The 18568-nt window shown below is 48.0% G+C and carries 19 protein-coding genes; 6 read left to right on the top strand and 13 right to left on the bottom strand.

Annotated elements, in window-relative coordinates:
• Window positions 1-17 precede the first annotated feature (17 nt).
• The 3 genes from hfq to ACN0VA_RS08400 all read left to right on the top strand — a co-directional run bounded on the left by hfq (window position 18) and on the right by ACN0VA_RS08400 (window position 2113).
• Window positions 18-266, top strand: a complete 249-nt coding sequence (gene hfq, locus ACN0VA_RS08410; RefSeq protein WP_069185874.1) for an RNA chaperone Hfq — start codon at window positions 18-20, stop codon at window positions 264-266.
• Between the two features lie 77 nt (window positions 267-343).
• Window positions 344-1702, top strand: a complete 1359-nt coding sequence (gene hflX, locus ACN0VA_RS08405) for a GTPase HflX (RefSeq protein ID WP_417820867.1) — start codon at window positions 344-346, stop codon at window positions 1700-1702.
• A gap of 141 nt (window positions 1703-1843) precedes the next feature.
• Window positions 1844-2113, top strand: a complete 270-nt coding sequence (locus tag ACN0VA_RS08400; RefSeq protein ID WP_417820710.1) for a hypothetical protein — start codon at window positions 1844-1846, stop codon at window positions 2111-2113.
• A 20-nt stretch (window positions 2114-2133) separates the two neighbouring features.
• Here the strand turns inward: ACN0VA_RS08400 and ACN0VA_RS08395 are convergent, their stop codons facing one another.
• Entirely contained in the window at window positions 2134-2808 is a 675-nt protein-coding gene (locus ACN0VA_RS08395; protein ID WP_417820709.1) for a c-type cytochrome, read from the bottom strand.
• 248 nt (window positions 2809-3056) lie between these two features.
• Here ACN0VA_RS08395 and ACN0VA_RS08390 point away from each other — a divergent pair, with 248 nt between their 5' ends.
• From ACN0VA_RS08390 to ACN0VA_RS08380, 3 genes are all read left to right on the top strand, one after another.
• Window positions 3057-3881: an inositol monophosphatase family protein gene (locus ACN0VA_RS08390; RefSeq protein ID WP_417820708.1), complete on the top strand. Its 825-nt coding sequence runs from the start codon at window positions 3057-3059 to the stop codon at window positions 3879-3881.
• Window positions 3874-5685 carry a DNA helicase RecQ gene (gene recQ, locus ACN0VA_RS08385; protein WP_417820707.1) on the top strand — a complete coding sequence of 604 codons (1812 nt, stop codon included), beginning with the start codon at window positions 3874-3876 and terminating at the stop codon, window positions 5683-5685. Before ACN0VA_RS08390 ends, recQ begins: the two co-directional genes overlap by 8 nt.
• 95 nt (window positions 5686-5780) lie before the next feature.
• The gene (locus tag ACN0VA_RS08380; protein ID WP_417820706.1) at window positions 5781-6644 is read left to right on the top strand and encodes an NAD(P)-dependent oxidoreductase; all 864 of its coding nucleotides are present in this window, start codon (window positions 5781-5783) and stop codon (window positions 6642-6644) included.
• Window positions 6645-6753: 109 nt separating this feature from the next.
• Here the strand turns inward: ACN0VA_RS08380 and mazG are convergent, their stop codons facing one another.
• From mazG to thiS, 12 genes are all read right to left on the bottom strand, one after another.
• Window positions 6754-7584: a nucleoside triphosphate pyrophosphohydrolase gene (gene mazG, locus ACN0VA_RS08375; RefSeq protein WP_417820705.1), complete on the bottom strand. Its 831-nt coding sequence runs from the start codon at window positions 7582-7584 to the stop codon at window positions 6754-6756.
• A gap of 635 nt (window positions 7585-8219) precedes the next feature.
• On the bottom strand, window positions 8220-8993 hold the full coding sequence (locus ACN0VA_RS08370; RefSeq protein ID WP_417820704.1) for an MBL fold metallo-hydrolase: 774 nt from the start codon (window positions 8991-8993) through the stop codon (window positions 8220-8222).
• Between the two features lies 1 nt (window position 8994).
• Window positions 8995-9774: a TatD family hydrolase gene (locus ACN0VA_RS08365; RefSeq protein WP_417820703.1), complete on the bottom strand. Its 780-nt coding sequence runs from the start codon at window positions 9772-9774 to the stop codon at window positions 8995-8997.
• A gap of 17 nt (window positions 9775-9791) precedes the next feature.
• The gene (metG, locus tag ACN0VA_RS08360; RefSeq protein WP_417820702.1) at window positions 9792-11519 is read right to left on the bottom strand and encodes a methionine--tRNA ligase; all 1728 of its coding nucleotides are present in this window, start codon (window positions 11517-11519) and stop codon (window positions 9792-9794) included.
• Between the two features lie 41 nt (window positions 11520-11560).
• Entirely contained in the window at window positions 11561-12676 is a 1116-nt protein-coding gene (locus tag ACN0VA_RS08355; protein WP_417820701.1) for a DNA polymerase III subunit delta', read from the bottom strand.
• On the bottom strand, window positions 12673-13311 hold the full coding sequence (tmk, locus tag ACN0VA_RS08350) for a dTMP kinase (RefSeq protein WP_417820700.1): 639 nt from the start codon (window positions 13309-13311) through the stop codon (window positions 12673-12675). Before tmk ends, ACN0VA_RS08355 begins: the two co-directional genes overlap by 4 nt.
• Window positions 13311-14459, bottom strand: a complete 1149-nt coding sequence (locus ACN0VA_RS08345; protein ID WP_417820699.1) for a D-alanyl-D-alanine carboxypeptidase family protein — start codon at window positions 14457-14459, stop codon at window positions 13311-13313. Before ACN0VA_RS08345 ends, tmk begins: the two co-directional genes overlap by 1 nt.
• A 1-nt stretch (window position 14460) precedes the next feature.
• A complete protein-coding gene (locus ACN0VA_RS08340) occupies window positions 14461-15438 on the bottom strand; it encodes a septal ring lytic transglycosylase RlpA family protein (RefSeq protein WP_417820698.1) in 978 nt (325 codons plus the stop codon).
• A gap of 66 nt (window positions 15439-15504) precedes the next feature.
• Window positions 15505-16698 carry a lytic murein transglycosylase gene (locus ACN0VA_RS08335; protein ID WP_417820697.1) on the bottom strand — a complete coding sequence of 398 codons (1194 nt, stop codon included), beginning with the start codon at window positions 16696-16698 and terminating at the stop codon, window positions 15505-15507.
• 99 nt (window positions 16699-16797) lie between these two features.
• Window positions 16798-17526, bottom strand: a complete 729-nt coding sequence (locus ACN0VA_RS08330) for a type 1 glutamine amidotransferase (protein WP_417820696.1) — start codon at window positions 17524-17526, stop codon at window positions 16798-16800.
• Between the two features lie 24 nt (window positions 17527-17550).
• The gene (locus ACN0VA_RS08325; protein WP_417820695.1) at window positions 17551-18330 is read right to left on the bottom strand and encodes a bifunctional sulfur carrier protein/thiazole synthase protein; all 780 of its coding nucleotides are present in this window, start codon (window positions 18328-18330) and stop codon (window positions 17551-17553) included.
• A 3-nt stretch (window positions 18331-18333) separates the two neighbouring features.
• The gene (thiS, locus tag ACN0VA_RS08320) at window positions 18334-18537 is read right to left on the bottom strand and encodes a sulfur carrier protein ThiS (RefSeq protein ID WP_188664037.1); all 204 of its coding nucleotides are present in this window, start codon (window positions 18535-18537) and stop codon (window positions 18334-18336) included.
• Window positions 18538-18568: the final 31 nt, after the last annotated feature.

Below are 18568 nucleotides of genomic sequence, written 5' to 3'. Positions count from 1 at the left end.
TTAGGGAATATAGACCCATGGCTGCTGAAAAGTCTCAGAATGTGCAAGACGTTTTTTTAAATCACATTCGTAAACAAAAAAACTCCGTCACCATTTTTTTGGTAAACGGTGTAAAACTCCAGGGGATTGTAACTTGGTTTGACAACTTCTCTGTGCTGCTGCGCAGAGACGGTCATACACAACTGGTGTACAAGCATGCGATTTCGACAATCATGCCTTCTTCACCTGTACAATTGTTCGATCCGTCCGGCGAAGACGAAGAGTAAACGTGACGAACGAAAATAATCCGCCCAAGAACCAATCAAAAACGGGCTGGAGCGATGATAACGACCGAACTCCTTGTTTGGTCGTTCACCCGCATTTAAAAAGCGAACGCGGTGCGTTACGTTCCCCTCAGGCTCGTCTGGAAGAATGTATCGGCCTTGCCTTGGCTATTCATGTGGATGTGGTCCATAGCGAAGTCGTCAATATTGCACGTCCCAAACCGGCCACCTTGTTTGGTCAAGGGGTGGTTGAGGCACTGGCAACCACCATTGGCCGCGTGGATAAGCATAAAGACGAATGGGATGACGATGACATCGGACTTGCCATCGTTGATGCAGCGTTGTCTCCTATCCAGCAACGCAATCTTGAAAAAGCCTGGAATTGCAAAGTCATTGACCGTACTGGACTTATCCTTGAAATTTTCGGGGAACGTGCCCGCACGGCAGAAGGGGCCTTGCAGGTCGAACTGGCGGCCCTGACGTATCAACGATCCCGCCTGGTGCGATCCTGGACCCACCTGGAACGCCAACGTGGTGGCCTTGGCTTTATTGGCGGTCCCGGTGAATCACAAATCGAGATTGATCGTCGTCTCATTGACGAACGCATCGTTCGATTGAAAAAAGACCTCGGCGAAGTCAAACGCACCCGTGAATTACACCGCAAAGCCCGGCGCAATACGCCATACCCGATCGTTGCACTTGTCGGTTATACCAACGCCGGGAAATCAACGCTTTTCAACCGACTGACAAAAGCGGAGGTATTTGCACAGGACTTGCTGTTTGCCACACTGGACCCGACCATGCGCTCCATCACGCTACCATCCGGGCGTGATGTCATCATTTCCGATACGGTCGGCTTTATTTCCCAACTTCCGCATGAATTGGTGGCGGCCTTCCATGCCACGCTGGAAGAAGTTCACGAAGCCGACGTCATTTTACATGTTAGAGATGCCTCCCACCCCGACACAGAAGCCCAAAGAGCCGACGTTCTGGATGTTCTCAAAACATTGGGGGTGGAAGAAAAACTCGAAGATTGCTTGATCGAGGTCTATAACAAAGCCGACCTGCTGGATCAGGACGATCTGGATATCATTACCAATCGCGTCAATCGCTCAAACGGTCTGGTCAGTATGGTCTCTGCCGTTACAGGGCAGGGGTGTGATCAACTTCTTGACGATATCAATAAACTGCTCAGCGCACGTTTCCAGATCTTCGAAGTCGAGGTCCCTTACAGTGACGGCCAAATGCTCAGTTGGATTTATGGACATGGCGAAGTGACAGAACGCAATGAAGGCGAGAACGGATTTCATATCACCGTCAAAATGAATGATATGAATAGCTCGCGCTTTCAGCAAAAGTTCCCACAGCTTTTCCCTGCTATCGAACCAGAAGAAACAGACGAAGCCTCACAACAACCAACCGGATGGTCCCCAACTTAATAACGGGAACTGTCCGTAAATATTGTCTTTCCAACTGGCTTTGTGCTTCTCTTTTGCCTTTCTTTAACTTCTTTCCCGCAAACTGTTTGTAAAATCACACAGATGATCTTATCTACAAGTAGATGTGAAAGAGGGATAGAAATGGCAACAAAACAAGCACAAGCCAGATGGCGTTCCCGACATCAGCTTGTTAAAAAACAGCTTAATGTCATGGCGAAACACCTGATTCACGAAGATCTGGAAGAAATCGCACGCGATTATGACCTAAAGGGAAAGGGTGAAGCCGTCACCTTCGCCACCTTCATCACCAAAGCCATGCGCCAACAAGCCGAATATAACCCGGAAGCCAAACGCATTATGGACCTGCTGGAACATGCCTATAAACGGGACCGCGATATTTACAAACCTTAGGGTCCTGACCCTAAATAAAATCAATCATCCTGAACAGACAAAAAGGCGAGAACGTCTTCGATATCCTTGTCTGTCATTTCCCCGAATAGTTCGACTTGATCCACATGCTCACGTTCGCCGGATTTGAAATCCTGAAACTGTTTTTTCAGGTATTTAATATGCTGTCCGGTGACTGCCGGCTTATTGCCACGGCCCATACCATCCTTGTTGTGGCACCCGCGGCACATTTCCATATAATATTCTTCGCCATTTTCCAGATCACCTTCATGCTTGGGAATTTGTACAACGGCTTCTGCCTGTTGCAAACGTTCCAACCCATCTATACGACCGCTCAATTCAGGCAATTGGCTTGCCAGCTTGATATTGGAGAGATACGTCGTGATATCACGGACATCTTCCGGCGGTAATTCACGGTCATTGGCAAAAGGTACCATCGGAATATTAACCCGTTTGCGGGTTTTGAAATTCTTGATCTGCTCTTCCATATATTCTTGCGGCAATCCTGCCAGTCGCGGATAAACGCCACCGCCGCCGCCTTGGCCTAAACTACCGTGACAACCCGCGCAGAGTTCATTGATGTCTTCGGCATTATATTTGTCATACTCATAATCTTCAGGAACATCCGCCGCCCAGAGGGATCCGGCAAACAACAGACATGATAATCCAGCAGAACGTGCAAGCGCTTTCACGAACATCTTGGGGGGCATCCTTTACACTCAGATTTGTTTATACATTTTCTGCATGTGATAATTATTCCGACCAAAATCCACCTTGATGTTCATCAACAAAACAAAGTCAGCCACTCATTTCTCCCTCAAAGCAATCACTATGCCCCGTAAAACAGTCAATCAGTGAAATTCAAACCACCTTTCAATCCTGCCAAACGTTAATTTTTTAACATTTCGTGCATGACTCTACATTCGAGCATCGCTATAACTGGCGCATGAAATTGGATGTCGATCATATCACCCGCATTATTTCCGAAGTCGCTGAGGAAGAGATCATGCCGCGCTTTCAAAAGCTGGCGGCCAGCGACATTATGGAAAAATCTCCCGGTGACTTGGTCACTACGGCTGATATCGAAGCCGAAATAAAATTAACCGCCCGTTTAATCGATTATTTGCCCGGCTCCGTCGTTGTTGGGGAAGAAGCGGTTGCCAAAGATAAATCTGTTTTAAAATCATTGGACAGCACAGAACCCGTCTGGATTATTGATCCTGTCGACGGGACGCGTAATTTCTCAAAAGGCGATAGCGTTTTTGGCTCTATGGTCGCCTTGGCTCATCAAGGGGAATTAATTGCCTCGTGGATTCACGACCCGGCCCGCAAACGCACCGCTGTGGCAGAAAAAGGGGCAGGGGCAAGTTTGGCCGGTCGTCCCCTTCACGTTAAGAAATTCCACAGTCTCGAACATATGACGGTTTCCTTAAACGCCAAACATCGGCGCTGGCTGGAAAATCGTGCTGTCGATGGCTTAGGCCCCGTTCCCCATATGGCCATTCGTTACGGTTCGGTGGCCCATGATTATATTGCTCTGGCAGCAGGGGAATTTCATTGTGCGCAATACCGTCGTCTTCATACATGGGATCATGCCGCAGGTATCTTGCTTCACCGTGAAGCCGGCGGATATGATTTTATGGTGGGATCGCAAACCCCCTATAAACCAAAAGTTTATGCGCAGGACTGCCTTTTGATTACGCCTAATAAAGATGTTTGGGAAGAGGCGCGCCGTTTCCTCAATCCGGGATCAGACAGCTATCATGTCTAAATCACCACAGGAAATTTTACGGAACGTTTTTGGTTTTTCCGATTTTCGTGGCGTGCAGAAAGACGTCATCGAGCGCACGATTGCAGGGGGAGACTCCCTTGTCCTCATGCCAACGGGCGGGGGGAAATCCCTTTGTTACCAAATCCCGGCCGTATGCCGCAAAGGCTGTGCAATCGTTATTTCCCCCCTGATTGCCCTGATGCAGGATCAAGTCACTGCTCTGTGCCAAGTCGGTATTAAGGCTGCAACACTCAATTCCACCATTGCCCCAGACGAAGCTTACGAAATTGAGCGCGCCATGCGGGCAGGGGAACTGGACCTTGTTTATGTCGCCCCAGAACGTCTGCTGACCGATCGCTTTTTTACACTGCTAAATCATTGCGACATCTCCTTATTTGCGATTGACGAGGCCCATTGCGTTTCCCAATGGGGACACGATTTTCGGCCCGAATACCGCCAATTGGTCAACCTGCACGACCATTTTCCAAATGTACCACGCATCGCCTTAACCGCGACCGCAGACGGGCCAACCCGCCTAGATATCATTGAACGGCTTAATCTGGGGCAAGGCGAAGTCTTTATCACTGGATTTGATCGCCCTAATATTCGTTACAACATCGTACCAAAAAACAATGCGAAGACTCAGCTTTTGAAATTCCTGCAGGAATATGACGAAAACGATAGCGGCATCGTTTACTGCATGAGCCGTAAAAAGGTTGAGGAAATCGCAAACTGGCTCCGGGACAAAGGCTATGACGCTTTATCCTATCATGCCGGTATGGACAAGAACATCCGCAGCCTCAATCAAGATAAATTCGTCCGCGAAGAAGGCATCGTTATGGTCGCCACCGTCGCGTTCGGTATGGGGATTGATAAACCCAACGTCCGATTTGTTGCCCATATGGACCCACCCAAAAGCCTTGAAGCCTATTATCAGGAAACAGGTCGGGCCGGACGGGATGGATTGGCGTCACAAACTTGGATGGCCTATGGCTTGCAGGATGTCACCAAGTTGCGCCAGTTTACAGAAAGCTCGGATCTGCCGGAACGTCAAAAACATATTGAACGTCAAAAATTGGACGCTTTGCTGGCCTACTGCGAAACTCATCGGTGTCGTCGTCAGGTTCTGCTGGAATATTTCGGCGAAACCTTAAGCGAGCCTTGCGGCAATTGTGATACCTGCCTTAACCCGGTGGAAACATTTGACGGCACCGTGCCCGCCCAAAAAATCCTATCCTGTATTTATCGAACCGGAGAAACATTTGGGGCAGGGCATATCATTGATGTTTTACTCGGCGAAGAAAACGACAAAATAATGCGTTTTCGCCATAACCAGCTCAGCACCTATGGCATCGGAAAAGAACTTAAACGCGACACTTGGCGTTCCATCATCCGCCAGCTTGTCGCCCTTGGGCTGGTGCGCATGGATATCGAAGGCTACGGCGCTTTAAAACTTGGCCCCGATGTGCGCGAAGTTTTACGCGGGGAACGCAATGTTTTCATGCGCAAAGACCCCGATGCCCGTCGCTCCGCCAAAGCCAGACGAGAAGCACGGGCCACCATTGTGCTGGAACGTGAAGATGATAAATCCCTGTTTGAAGCCTTGCGCGCCAAACGCAAAGACCTGGCCGAAGAACAAAACGTGCCGCCCTATGTGATTTTTGCCGATGCTACCTTGATCGAAATGGCTAAAACACGCCCGAGTGATGCGGACAGTTTTTTGGCCCTTTCCGGCGTCGGTCAAACAAAGCTGGAACGTTATAGCAGCATATTTATGGATGTTATCAACGGGTTTGAAGATTGATTACATTGTCTCTATAGCAATCTAATCTTTGATTTTCTCATTACACAAACTTATACTGCCTCCCAATTATTTAAGAATTTAAAAGGGAGATAAAGATGAAGGTTGCATTCCTTGGCCTTGGTGTCATGGGCTATCCGATGGCAGGCCACCTGCACAAGGGCGGGCATGACGTCTGTGTCTATAACCGCACAACTGCCAAAGCGCAAAAATGGGTTGCCGAATACGGTGGTTCCTTTGCAGAAACGCCTGCAAAGGCCGCTGAGGGGGCGCAAATTGTTTTTGCCTGCGTCGGTAACGATGACGACCTTAGAAGCGTCTGCACAGGCGAAAACGGCGCTTTTGACGCGATGGACAAAGGCACAGTCTTTGTGGATCACACGACAACCTCCGCCGAAGTTGCCCGCGAAATGTCCGTCGAAGCTGAAAAACGCGGACTGTCATTCATGGATGCCCCCGTTTCCGGCGGTCAAGCCGGGGCAGAAAACGGTACTCTGACCATTATGGTTGGCGGTAGTCCGGAAAATTTCGAACACACCAAACCGGTTCAAGAATGTTACGCCCAAGCCGTCACGCTTATGGGCGATGTCGGAGCAGGGCAATTGACCAAAATGGTCAACCAGATCACTTTTGTTGGTGCCGTCCAATCCATTTCCGAAGGCTTGGCCTTTGCAGAAAAAGCCGGACTGGACCCTAAAAAAGTTATCGATGTGATTTCCAAAGGGGCTGCTGGGTCATGGCAATTGTCCAATCGTGGCTACACGATGGTTGAAGATAAATTTGACTTCGGTTTTGCTGTCGATTGGGTCAGAAAAGACCTTGGTTTTGCCCTTGATGAAGCCCGTAAAAATGGCTCCGCTTTACCGGTCACCGGACTGATTGACCAGTATTACAAAGAGGTCCAACGCATGGGCGGCGGACGCTGGGATACCTCTGCACTGATCAAATTACTACGTGATTAAATGCCCCTCTATATCATGCAAAAATCCCTCAACTTCACCTGAGGGATTTTTCACTTTAACAATACTATTTAATTATTATTAATCAATTATATATAAGTTAAAGTTGAACTCATTTTTCAAGTTTTTTAGCCACTTGCCAATGGTGCTCCATTTCCGCAAGCGTCGCATCCATCATCTCTTTTCCGTCTGCGCGAACACCTGCTTCCATTGCCTTAAAGCGACGTTCAAATTTTACATTACAAGACCGCAACGCACTGTCCGGGTCCACATCTGCCCAACGCGCCAAATTGACGACTGTAAACAGCAAGTCACCGATCTCATCCTTGATCCGATCTTTGGACGGTTGGACGTGATGAACCTCCTCTTCGACCTCTTGCAATTCTTCCCGGATCTTATCCAGAACCCCATCTACGTCTGGCCAATCAAAGCCAACCCGAATGGCACGTTTTTGTAATTTCAACGAACGGGTGAGGGCGGGTAAACCACCCGCAACACCATCCAACGCAGACGGAATATCCTGTCCGGCCTGCATCGCTTTTTCTTTGCGTTCACGTTCTTTCTGCTGTTCCCATGCAACGGTTTGCGCATCCGCTGTTTCAATGACTTCATCCCCAAAAACATGCGGATGACGCGATACCATTTTGTCCGCAATGGATTTTGCAACATCATTGAAATCAAAAAGATTTTCATCCTTTGCCATCTGCGCATGAAACACCACCTGCAACAGTAAGTCACCCAATTCTTCTTGCAGGTGAGGCCAATCCTTATGCTCAATCGCATCAGCAACTTCATAAGCTTCTTCAATTGTGTGCGGGGCAATTGTTTCAAAGGACTGCTCAATATCCCAAGGGCATCCGTCTTTTGGGTCACGCAATTTTGCCATGATCGCCAACAGGCGAGACATCTCGCTCTCAAAAGAAGAGGAATCAAATTTTGTCACTTTTAAGCTCCCGACACAAAAAGACTGAGGAAATTTGAATAGGCACCATGCCTGAGAACGTCCTCGCAAGAAAGTCGAAAATAGCAAAAATCAAACAGATCAAGCACGGAGCCAAGCCACAAACAAATTAAAGCTAAGCGCAGAAAATTGCGTCTATTTGAAGCACAACCAGCAAATGAGCACGAAGTTAAAGTAACTTATCCGCAGGGGAGCTATCATCAGAATTTCTCGAACCTCATCTTTCCCCACATATCTTTTGTCGCATAATATATATTATGTATTATTTTAATACATAATATTTTTCATATGGTTAGTTGGTATTAGCAGCATTCTTACCGTCAGTTAAATCTTGGATATCTTTTTAATATTTTTTGGCGTTTTGTCGTCAGGACGTGCTTTAAGATTTCTACTCTTGCGCTGTCTTGCCTTGCATGCGCGCTGATAAAACAAACGGACCTGAAGACAAATATCGCGCCTTTTGAAACAAACACACTCAATAAAACTTAGGGAGATTGACTCAATTTCATGAGTCTGTCGTAGATATAAAACACAACAAAAAACGCCCCTATTTTCACAGGGGCGTTAAATAGAATCAGTTTGTTGATTCTAATGATTTCGGATTCAGTTCCTTGAATCTAGACGTCGATAACCAACCCATCAAAACAAGGCTGGATATGTTTAGGCAACGTCTCTGACAGCGCGTTATAGTCCAACCCGCTGCCTAAATGCGTCAAAAACGCCTTCTCAGGCGCAATGTCTTTAACCCAACGCACCGCCTTTTCGACGTCCGCATGGGTCGGATGTGGTGCATCAACCAGCGTCCCAATCACCCAAACCTTGATCCCACGCAGTAAATCAAAACTTTCCGGTGGCATATTCACCACGTCCGTCGAATAAGCAAAATCCCCGATCCGATAGCCGATCGTCTCGCAATATCCATGATCCTGCACGATCGGCATAATCGATTGCCCGTTGATCTCAAACGCAACGCCACTTTCCACCACATGCGGCTTCAGGACCGGCTTATAAAAAACATCCGCCCCCGGTGCCAATGGTTCCAGAACATAGCCAAATCGTTGTTGAATATGATCCAGCGTTTCCTGATTAAGATAGATATCCAGCACTTCGTTCTGCGTGCGGTTTACGCTGCGCAGGTCATCAATGCCATGTAAATGATCCGCGTGACCGTGGGTATAAAGAACCCCGTCAATACGCGTGTAATCCTTATTTAAAAGCTGCTGGCGTAGATCAGGAGATGTATCTACTAGTAGAGATAGGGACTCATTTTCCACAAAAATAGATGGCCTAAGCCGCCTGTTTTTCGGATTATCAGGATCACACTTGCCCCAATAAGGCCCGATCCCGGGAACACCGCCTGAAGGGCCACATCCAAGGATCGTTACACGCATATCAGCCTCGTTTCGCTTTGGAAAAGAGTGTGAAGTAATTGTCCGTACTCTGTTTGGCAAACTCTTCTTCGCTTAGCCCTTTGATCTCGGCAACCTTGGCCGCTGTAAAGGCCGTATAAGCCGGTTCGTTTCGTTTTCCTCGCTTGGGGATCGGGGCAAGATACGGTGCATCCGTTTCCACCAACAAGCGGTCCACAGGAACGTTCTTAATTGCCTCTCGTAGTTCTTCTGCCTTCTTAAACGTCACGATGCCGGAAATAGAGATATAAAACCCCATCGAGACAACACGTTGGGCAAACGCATCCGATGCCGAAAAACAATGGATTAAACCACGAAACGGTGCCTTGTTATATTCTTCTTCAATAATGGCAAGCGTGTCTTCTTCGGCATCGCGGGTATGAACAATGACCGGCAGGTCCAACTTTCGCGCAGCCTCAATATGCGTGCGAAACTGTCTTTGCTGGATCTCGCGTGGACTATGTTCATAAAAATAATCCAGCCCGGTTTCGCCAAAACCAACAACCTTTGGATCACTTGCCCAGTGAACCAACTGGTCGACCGTCACTTCCGGTTCGCTATCGGCGTTATGAGGGTGAATACCAACCGTACAAAAGATATTGTCATGCGCCTTGGCAATCGCATGGACCTGATCAAATTTCGTCACATGGGTGCAGATCGTCATCATGGTTTTGACACCAGCCTCTTCAGCACGTGCTAAAACCGCTTCAAAATCTTCCTGAAATTCAGGGAAATCCAAATGACAATGGCTATCAACTAACATCTTTTTCGGTTGCAGGCTCAGACTTGCGTCAAAGCCCCCTTCTCTTTCGCTTTTTCCAGATCGGCGGAATTCAGCTCATCCAGCTTGCCGTCTTTAAATTCAATTTCAAAAACAGTTTCTTTATTTTTCGGGTTCTGACGAAGTGCCCGTTTGATAAAGAACGTACCGTCCTTGCCCTCATAGGTCTTTTCCAATTCTTCATGGTCAATGAAGCGTGGGAAAACGCCTTCGGGTTTTTCAAGCTTGGTTCCGGCCATTAAGGCCCCTGCCTCACCACACGCTTCAAAATTGCGGTTTTCAGGGGCAATTTCCAGCAAGCCTAACATTTTGTCCATGCTGGTCGGCATAAAGGGTTGCAAAACCAAAGCGACGTTGCGGATCGTTTCCGCCAAGACATATAAGACCGTCGCCATACGATCCGGGTCTTCTTTTTTCAATTTCCACGGTGCTTGCTTATCCACATAAGCATTCGCGGCACGGATCACCAGCCAAATGGTTTCAATCGCATCATTAAAGGCTTGCACATCAATTTTTTCGCGCACACCAGACACCAGATTATAGGCCTGAGCAATCATCACCTGATCCTCTTCGCTATAAGCCCCCGGTGTGGGAATGGCCTCGTCACAATTTTTGACAATCATGGACAAAACACGCTGGGACAAATTGCCCAGATCGTTGGCCAATTCGCTGTTCATGCGTGTAACCATTGCAGAATGGGCAAAATCCCCATCATTGCCAAACGGAACTTCGCGCAGCATGAAATAACGCACTTGATCCAAACCGTATTTATTGACCAGATCGATCGGATCAATCACATTGCCAAGCGATTTGGAAATTTTCTGACCTTCGTTGGTCCACCAGCCATGCGCAAACACACGCTTTGGCAAGGGCAAATCTGCCGCCATCAGGAATGCAGGCCAATAAACTGCGTGGAAGCGCAAGATATCTTTACCCACCATATGCACATCTGCCGGCCAGTATTTTTTATACTGTTCTGCTTCTTCATCGGGATAGCCAACCGCCGTCATATAGTTGGTCAGCGCGTCCATCCAGACATACATGATATGATCATCATCACCGGGCACCGGAACGCCCCATTTAAAGGTCGTTCTGGAAACGGAAAGGTCTTGAAGCCCTCCTTTTACAAAACTAATCACTTCGTTGCGACGCGATTTCGGCAGAATAAAATTCGGGTTTTCGTCATAAAACTTCAGAAGCTGGTCTTCATAGGCGGATAATTTGAAGAAATAACTCGGTTCTTCCACCCATTCCACTTCTGCACCGGATGCTTTGGCAACACGGGTGCCGTCCGGTTTCTTTTCCAATTCGTCTTCGGTATAGAACGCTTCATCGCGCACCGCATACCAACCTTCATAACCGCCAAGATAAATATCCCCGCGTTCCTGAAGGCGGGTCCACAAGGCCTGACAGGCTTTCTTGTGACGTTCTTCTGTTGTGCGGATAAAATCATCATTGCTGTAGCCCATAAAGGCCGCCAAATCGCGGAAGTTTTGCGAAACGCCATCAGTGAAAGATTTAGGGTCTACGCCTTTTGCATTGGCAGATTTTTCGACCTTTTGACCGTGTTCGTCCGTACCGGTCAGAAACTTTACATCAAAACCATCCAAACGTTTGAAACGAGCCATCACATCGCAAGCCAACGACGTATAGGCGTGACCAATATGCGGTTTATCATTCACATAATAAATCGGCGTTGTAATGTAAAACGGTTTAGATCCCGACATGGGGTTCTCCTGATTATAAAGTCAAACGTTTGAATAGGCGTTTATCTTTTCATTGCCCCTTCAAGAGCAAGAAAAGATGTCAGCAGGGCTTGCTTGCGATCCAGATTACCGCTTTGTGCCTGATCGAAGTTGGTGGATATTTTTTCCCACACATCCATCAATTGGGTTAAATCCGCACTTTGCAGGACACGGATCATCAAAGCGTCTTCGCTGTCACTCAGGCCCAGCCCTGAGGTCTTACCCCGTGCCCCTTGCGAGATCAAGCGTCCTAACCACCAGCACAACAAGTCCCCCATCGTGCGAAAGGCATCATCAGCCCCCGCGCGTGCCATCTTGTCCCCCAGCTTATGCAAGGCTTCCACGTCCAATTGCGGCAAGGTTGAAAGCAGTTTCAACAGCTCTGAATGTAGTTCCAAACCGCCTTCTTCATATAAAGAAAGTGCCCGACCAAAGCTGCCTTCTGCCAGTTTTGCCAAGCCTTGCGCATCTTCACGTGACGAATCGGGGGCATGCTTGCCCAACAGATCAATCAAAATATCATCACTTAGGGGATTAAGGTGTAACGTACGACACCGCGAACGAATGGTCGGCAACAAACGTCCGGGATTGTGGGCCAACAACAATAACACGGCCTGTTCCGGCGGTTCTTCCAGAACTTTCAAAACAGCATTGGCTGAATTTCGGTTCATTTCATCAGCGGCGTCAATAATGACGACCCGCCAGCCGCCTTCAGCAGATGTTTTCCCCAAAAAGGAACCGACACCGCGCACACGATCCACACCAATCACACCCTTGAAACGATTTTTCTTTTCATCAAATTCGCGTTCAATCGTCATGACATCGCCATGTGCGCCAACCGCAATCCGGCGAAACACCGGATCTTGCGGATCGACATACAGGCTTTCAGGTTCCGTCGTCGCTAATTCCTCACCAAACAGCCCTGCCCCTTGGTCATCGCCGCCCGGGCGACCATATTTCAGCAAAAAGCGGGCAAAGCGATAGGCCAGCGTTGCTTTACCAATCCCGCGCGGCCCGGTCATTAACCATGCGTGATGCATACGACCGGAATTATAGCTTTCCAGCAATGTCTGTTCCGCCTCGAAATGGCCTAACAAATCCGGGGTGCTGCGCGGGGTGAGCTTTTCCGGCTCACTCATGGCAAGGTCACTCCAAGGCGTGTTTGAACATCACGACGGATATCGGACTGAATTTCATTAATGGATTGTGTCGCATCAACGACGCAACAACGGTTTTGTTCTGCCTTGGCAATTTCCAGAAAACCTGTTTTCAATTTTTCGTGAAAATCCAAAGCCATTTTTTCATAACGGTCTTCTGCATCACCTCGTCCAAGGGCACGTTGCAACCCTGTTTTTACAGGCAGATCCAAAATAAAAGTCAGATCAGGACGATACCCGTCAATCGCTATATCCCAAAGGTCATATAGAGATTTTAAAGGCAAGCCATGTGCATATCCCTGATAGGCAATGGTCGAGTCTGCAAAACGATCCGAAATCACCCAAGCCCCACGTTCAATCGCAGGCCAAACGGTTTTACATAAATGATCTCGTCGTGCGGCAAAGTTAAGCAAGGCCTCACTCATCCCGTCCCAACGTCCCGCATCACCCGTCACCAGTAACTTACGGATTTCTTCCGCACCCTGACTGCCACCGGGTTCGCGCGTCAACACGACTTCAAGGCCAGCTTGTTCAAGGGATTCTTTCAGCAGGCGGACCTGTGTACTTTTGCCCGCCCCTTCGCCACCTTCCAGGGTGATGAAACGCCCTTTGGTCATCAGCCGGTTACGCCCCAGATGATGGATTTAAGTGCAGCGCCCAAACGTCCAACAAAGCCGAGACGCCCCGCGTCTTCTGCGGCATAAAGCGGAATTTCAATGTTTTTTGTATCCGGTGCGCTAATCACGACCTTTGCCAGTTGCTGACCCTTTTTAATCGGTGCCGGAATGGGGCCGTCATATTTAACCGAGACTTTCATCTCGCGTCGGCTTTTGCGGGGCAAAGTCACTTCCACATCCTGATCAATGACCAACCCAATCGTTTGCTTTTCAGATAGCCAAAGTTCAGCCTGCGTTACTTCTTCGCCTTTTTTAAACAAAGAGTAATTATTGAATTCGCGAAACCCCCACTCCATCAACCGTTCAGACTCGCTGGATCGGGCGCGCACACTGTTCAAGCCATTAACAACCAGAACAAGACGGCGATCATCGCGAATGGCAGAAGACGTCAAACCATACCCAGCTTCTGAGGTATGTCCGGTTTTCAAACCATCGGCACCCATTGTTTTATAAAGTAACGGGTTACGGTTGCTTTGACGAATACCGTTATATTTGAAATTCTTTTCGGCAAAAAATTTATAATATTCGGGGAACTCGCGAATTAAGGCACGCGCCAGAACGGATAAATCACGTGCCGTCATACGTTGACCAGGGTCCGGCCAGCCCGTTGCGTTGGCAAAGGACGAATTCATCATGCCGAGTTCATGCGCTTTTTCGGTCATTTCAACAGCGAAATTCTTTTCAGATCCCGAGATCGCTTCAGCAACGACAATGCAAGCATCGTTGCCCGACTGGATAATAATTCCTTTAATCAGGTCTTCCACACGTACTTTTTGGCGTGGCTCCAAAAACATTGTGGAACTGCCTGATGCAGCCCCACCCTTGCGCCATGCGTTTTCAGATACGCTAAACTGATCATCCAACGACAAACGCCCGTCTTTTAAACGATCAAAAACAAGATAAAGCGTCATTAGTTTGCTCATGGATGCCGGTGGCATACTGACATCAGCATCCTTTTCAAGCAAAACATGACCGGTTTTGACATCAACCATAAAGGCTTCGCGCGCGATCGTATCAATCGCAAAAGATGATGTTGCAAAGAGTGAAGCGGCGAGTGCCGTTGACAGAAAGGTAGTGCGCAACCTCATTTTAGCCTTTTCCTTTTTCTACAATAATTTTCGCAGACGGGAAGCCTGCATTGATAACGTTATTTAAAAGCTGATCGGCTTGATCGACATTTTGAAACGGTCCGACCCGAACACGATAAAAATCGCGTCCATTTACCAGAACTTGCGAAATCTGGACATCGCCGACATCCATCAATTGCGCCTTGACCCGGTTAGCATTGTCAAATCGCGAAAACGCGCCAGCCTGTATATACATGCGTGTCGGCGAAACCGGATATGTACGAACGGCTGTATCTGTTTTTTGCATAACCGGTTCACTTAAAGCCGATTGTGCAGGTTGAGGTGCCGCCATCGCTGTTTGTACAGGCTTGGGTGTCGGCGCCACGTCTGCCCCGTTGGGGGCGTCCAGACTTTGCGCACTGACCATCGGTTTTTGAATGGCACCGGATTTAATTGGTGCCTGATTGCCCGCAACCTGATTAACCAGCGAATTTTTCAGAGCGAGACTTTGATCTTTCAAAATCTCAACCTTTACCCGTGCGGTTCCTTGTTTCTCATACCCCAATAATTGGGCACCACGTCGTGACATATCTAAAATACGTCCATGTGCAAAAGGACCACGGTCATTTACACGGACAACCAACGAACGCCCGTTTTCAAGGTTTGTCACACGTACCAAAGACGGCAAGGGCAATGTACGGTGCGCTGCACTGACCTGATTCATGTCAAAAACTTCGCCATTGGCTGTCGGCTTTCCATGAAACTTCGGCCCATACCAAGAGGCAATGCCTGTTTCCACATAATCAAAATCTTCCGCCGGATAATACCAAACGCTTTGAATTTGATAAGGGTTCCCGATTTTATATTTGCCACTTACCCCGGATGAACCACCCGCATGTTTGACGGAACTGGAAAGAAATTGCGTTTCCGCACACCCACTCAGCAGAATACCGGCCATCAGGGCCAATGCAATCTTTCCGGGGCCAAAGAATGTCTTCATTTTATAAACCTTGCTTGCCTTGGTATGCCTACCATACTGCCCAATTGCCATCCCATCAACCCCGCCTTATTTCAAAAGGTCTAAAAGTTCAATACTGGGATATCCATCCGCCGGAATTCCTTTAGACTTTTGAAAGGCCTTAATGGCTTTGCGCGTACGCGACCCGGCAATCCCGTCAGGCTTACCAACATCGTGTCCCAGATCATTCAGACGTGCTTGAATTTGCAACATTTGCGCACGGCTAAGCGGTGTTTCCTCAATCTGCGTCGTTTGTAACGGACCGCCCCAAACCAATCGATCTGCCAAATGACCAACGGCAACGGCATAAAAGTTTGACCGGTTCCAATCCAAAATGGTTCGGAAATTTTCATAAACCAAAAATGCAGGCCCGCGATATCCCCCCGGCAAAATCACAGAGGCCTGCATATCCGCAACGGGTAAAGCGCCCCCATCAATTTTTACAACCCCTAACTTAGCCCATTCAGACAGGTTCTTTTTTGTCCCCAATCCGGTTAAATCCAAATTAAACCCGTCCGGTAACTTGACTTCACGTCCCCATGTTTCGCCCGCTTGCCAACCGGATTGAGACAAAAAATTAGCTGCAGAATAAAACACATCCGGCAAGCTTTTCCACATATCACGCTTGCCGTCCCCATCCCCATCAACGGCATAGGCCTGATAGGTTGTCGGCATAAACTGACAAAATCCCATCGCGCCTGCCCAAGAGGCCTTTACATCAAAAGGAATATCGCCCCGATCCATAACTTGTAGAGCCGACATCAACTGTTTGGTAAAAAATTCTGAACGGCGTTCATCATGCGCCAATGTTGTCAGAGACTGGATCAACGGAAAGACCCCCGTATAATCACCAAAATTGGTTTCCAGCCCCCAAAACGCGACCAGAAAACGCGGCTGCACACCGTATTTGTCATGCACTTTTTGAAACAAAGCCGCGTGTTTCTTTAAAAGGTCGCGACCACGCTGAATACGCTTTTCAGAAATCCGTCCATTCAAGTATTTCCAGAAGGTCAAGGAAAACTCGGGCTGACGACGATCCAGTTCCAGCACTCGCTTATTGGGCACCAAACCATTCAAGGTATTATCCAGAGTATTTTTAGAAATTCCGGCACGGGCCGCGGTATTTCTGAAATCATTCAGCCATGATTGATAATCCACCTCGGCCTGCGCCGGTAAAGTGGCACCGACCCAAAGAGATGCAGCCAATGCCCCTACTTTTAAAAAGCTTTTCTTATCAATCATGTATGCCTCTTCATATGATGGTTTGGAAAAGGATTTCCGTTTTTCTATTATCAGAATAGGCAAAAAGCCCTAACCATTCGTGAAGAGAATTATGAAAAATCAGTCACATTCGCACAAGTTTTCACCTGTGATAAAATCACCAATTATCTGCATAACCTGTGCGTTGTGAACATTCGTGGACTGCATGGAATCGATTGCCGCCCGCCCGATGGCAACATCCAGTTTTTCCCCCAGCAGACTTTCAATAAGGTCTGTTTCAAATTCCCGGCTAAATTCGGGGTGCGCCTGAAACGAAAGGGCGCGCCCTTCGTAACGCAACGCGGCAACCGGGCAATGTTCAGAACTGGCAAAAACAGTTGCGACAGGTGGAACTTCAACAACCTGATCCTGATGAATAGCATACAGGTCGAGAAAATCACTCTCAATACCGATCATATTGTCTTGCAGCTCGTATCGCTGAAATCCAAGCCCCCAGCCTTTTGGCGATTTGATAACTTTGCCGCCCAAGGCCTGTGCAATCAGTTGATGCCCAAAACAAATTCCAACCAACGGAATCTTTTTCTCATAAGCATCACGCGCAAATGCCAACAAACGGGTAATCCACGGCAAGTCTTCATAAACACCACTGACCGACTCCGTAATCAACCATGCATCGCACGCGTCAACGCTATCGGGAAAATCATTTTCAAATACGCGATAGGTTTGAAAAGATAACGACGCTTTTTGTGCCGATAGCCCCTGAATGAAAAAATCTTCATAAAGACCATCATATTTCCGCATGATTTTATCGGAAAAAGTCCCGCAGACCAGCAGCCCAAGCGTCGTCATTTATTGCCTACTTATATATAAAGTCTATTTTGCGTCGATGAGGCCGGAAGTCGGGGAACTCGGGTCCGCATATTGCTTTTTAGGCATACGCCCGGCCTTAAATGCCAAGCGACCCGATTCTACGGCCAGCTTCATGGCTTTCGCCATTGCAATCGGATCTTTTGCCCCGGCAATTGCCGTATTCATCAAAACACCGTCACAGCCCAGTTCCATTGCATAAGCGGCATCCGAGGCCGTCCCCACGCCCGCATCAACCAAAACAGGGACTTTGGCATTTTGTTTAATGATTTGAATATTGACCGGATTGAGAATCCCAAGGCCGGAACCAATGAGCGAACCCAATGGCATAATCGCAACACAGCCCATATCTTCCAGTATTTTGGCGGCAATGGGGTCATCCGAACAATAGACCATCACCTTGAAGCCTTCTTTAATCAGCATTTCTGCCGCTTTTAAGGTTTCTGGCATATTGGGATAAAGCGTTTGCTGATCACCTAAGACTTCCAATTTAACAAGATCCCAGCCACCGGCTTCACGGGCCAAACGCAAGGTCCGTACGGCATCGTCGCAGGTGAAACAGCCCGCCGTATTGGGTAAATAAGTGTATTTTTTGGGATCGACATAATCAACCAGCATCGGCTGACTTGGATCGCTGACATTCACACGACGTACAGCAACGGTTACAATTTCGGCCCCACTGGCTTCAATCGCTACCTTAGTTTCTTCGAAATCCTTATATTTACCGGTCCCAACCAACAATCGGGAAGAAAAACTCTGTCCGGCAATTTCAAATGTGTCGCTCACGTCTTAACATCCTCCGCCAATAAAATGTACGATTTCCAACTTGTCGCCGTCTTCCAGCAGAACAGTGTCGAATTGTGATTTAGGCACAATTTCACGGTTGCGTTCAACCGCAACTTTTTTAGGGTCAAGACCGATATCCAGCAGAAGTTTTTCTACGGATTGCGCCGTTTCCAGCGTTCTTTCTTCACCGTTTACAATGACAATCATGGTTACTCTCAGGCTTTAAAAACGGCCCGAG

It is taken from the genome of Terasakiella sp. (assembly GCF_048267425.1).
Lineage (GTDB): Bacteria > Pseudomonadota > Alphaproteobacteria > Rhodospirillales > Terasakiellaceae > Terasakiella.
This window is presented reverse-complemented; position numbering and strand designations above follow the sequence as displayed.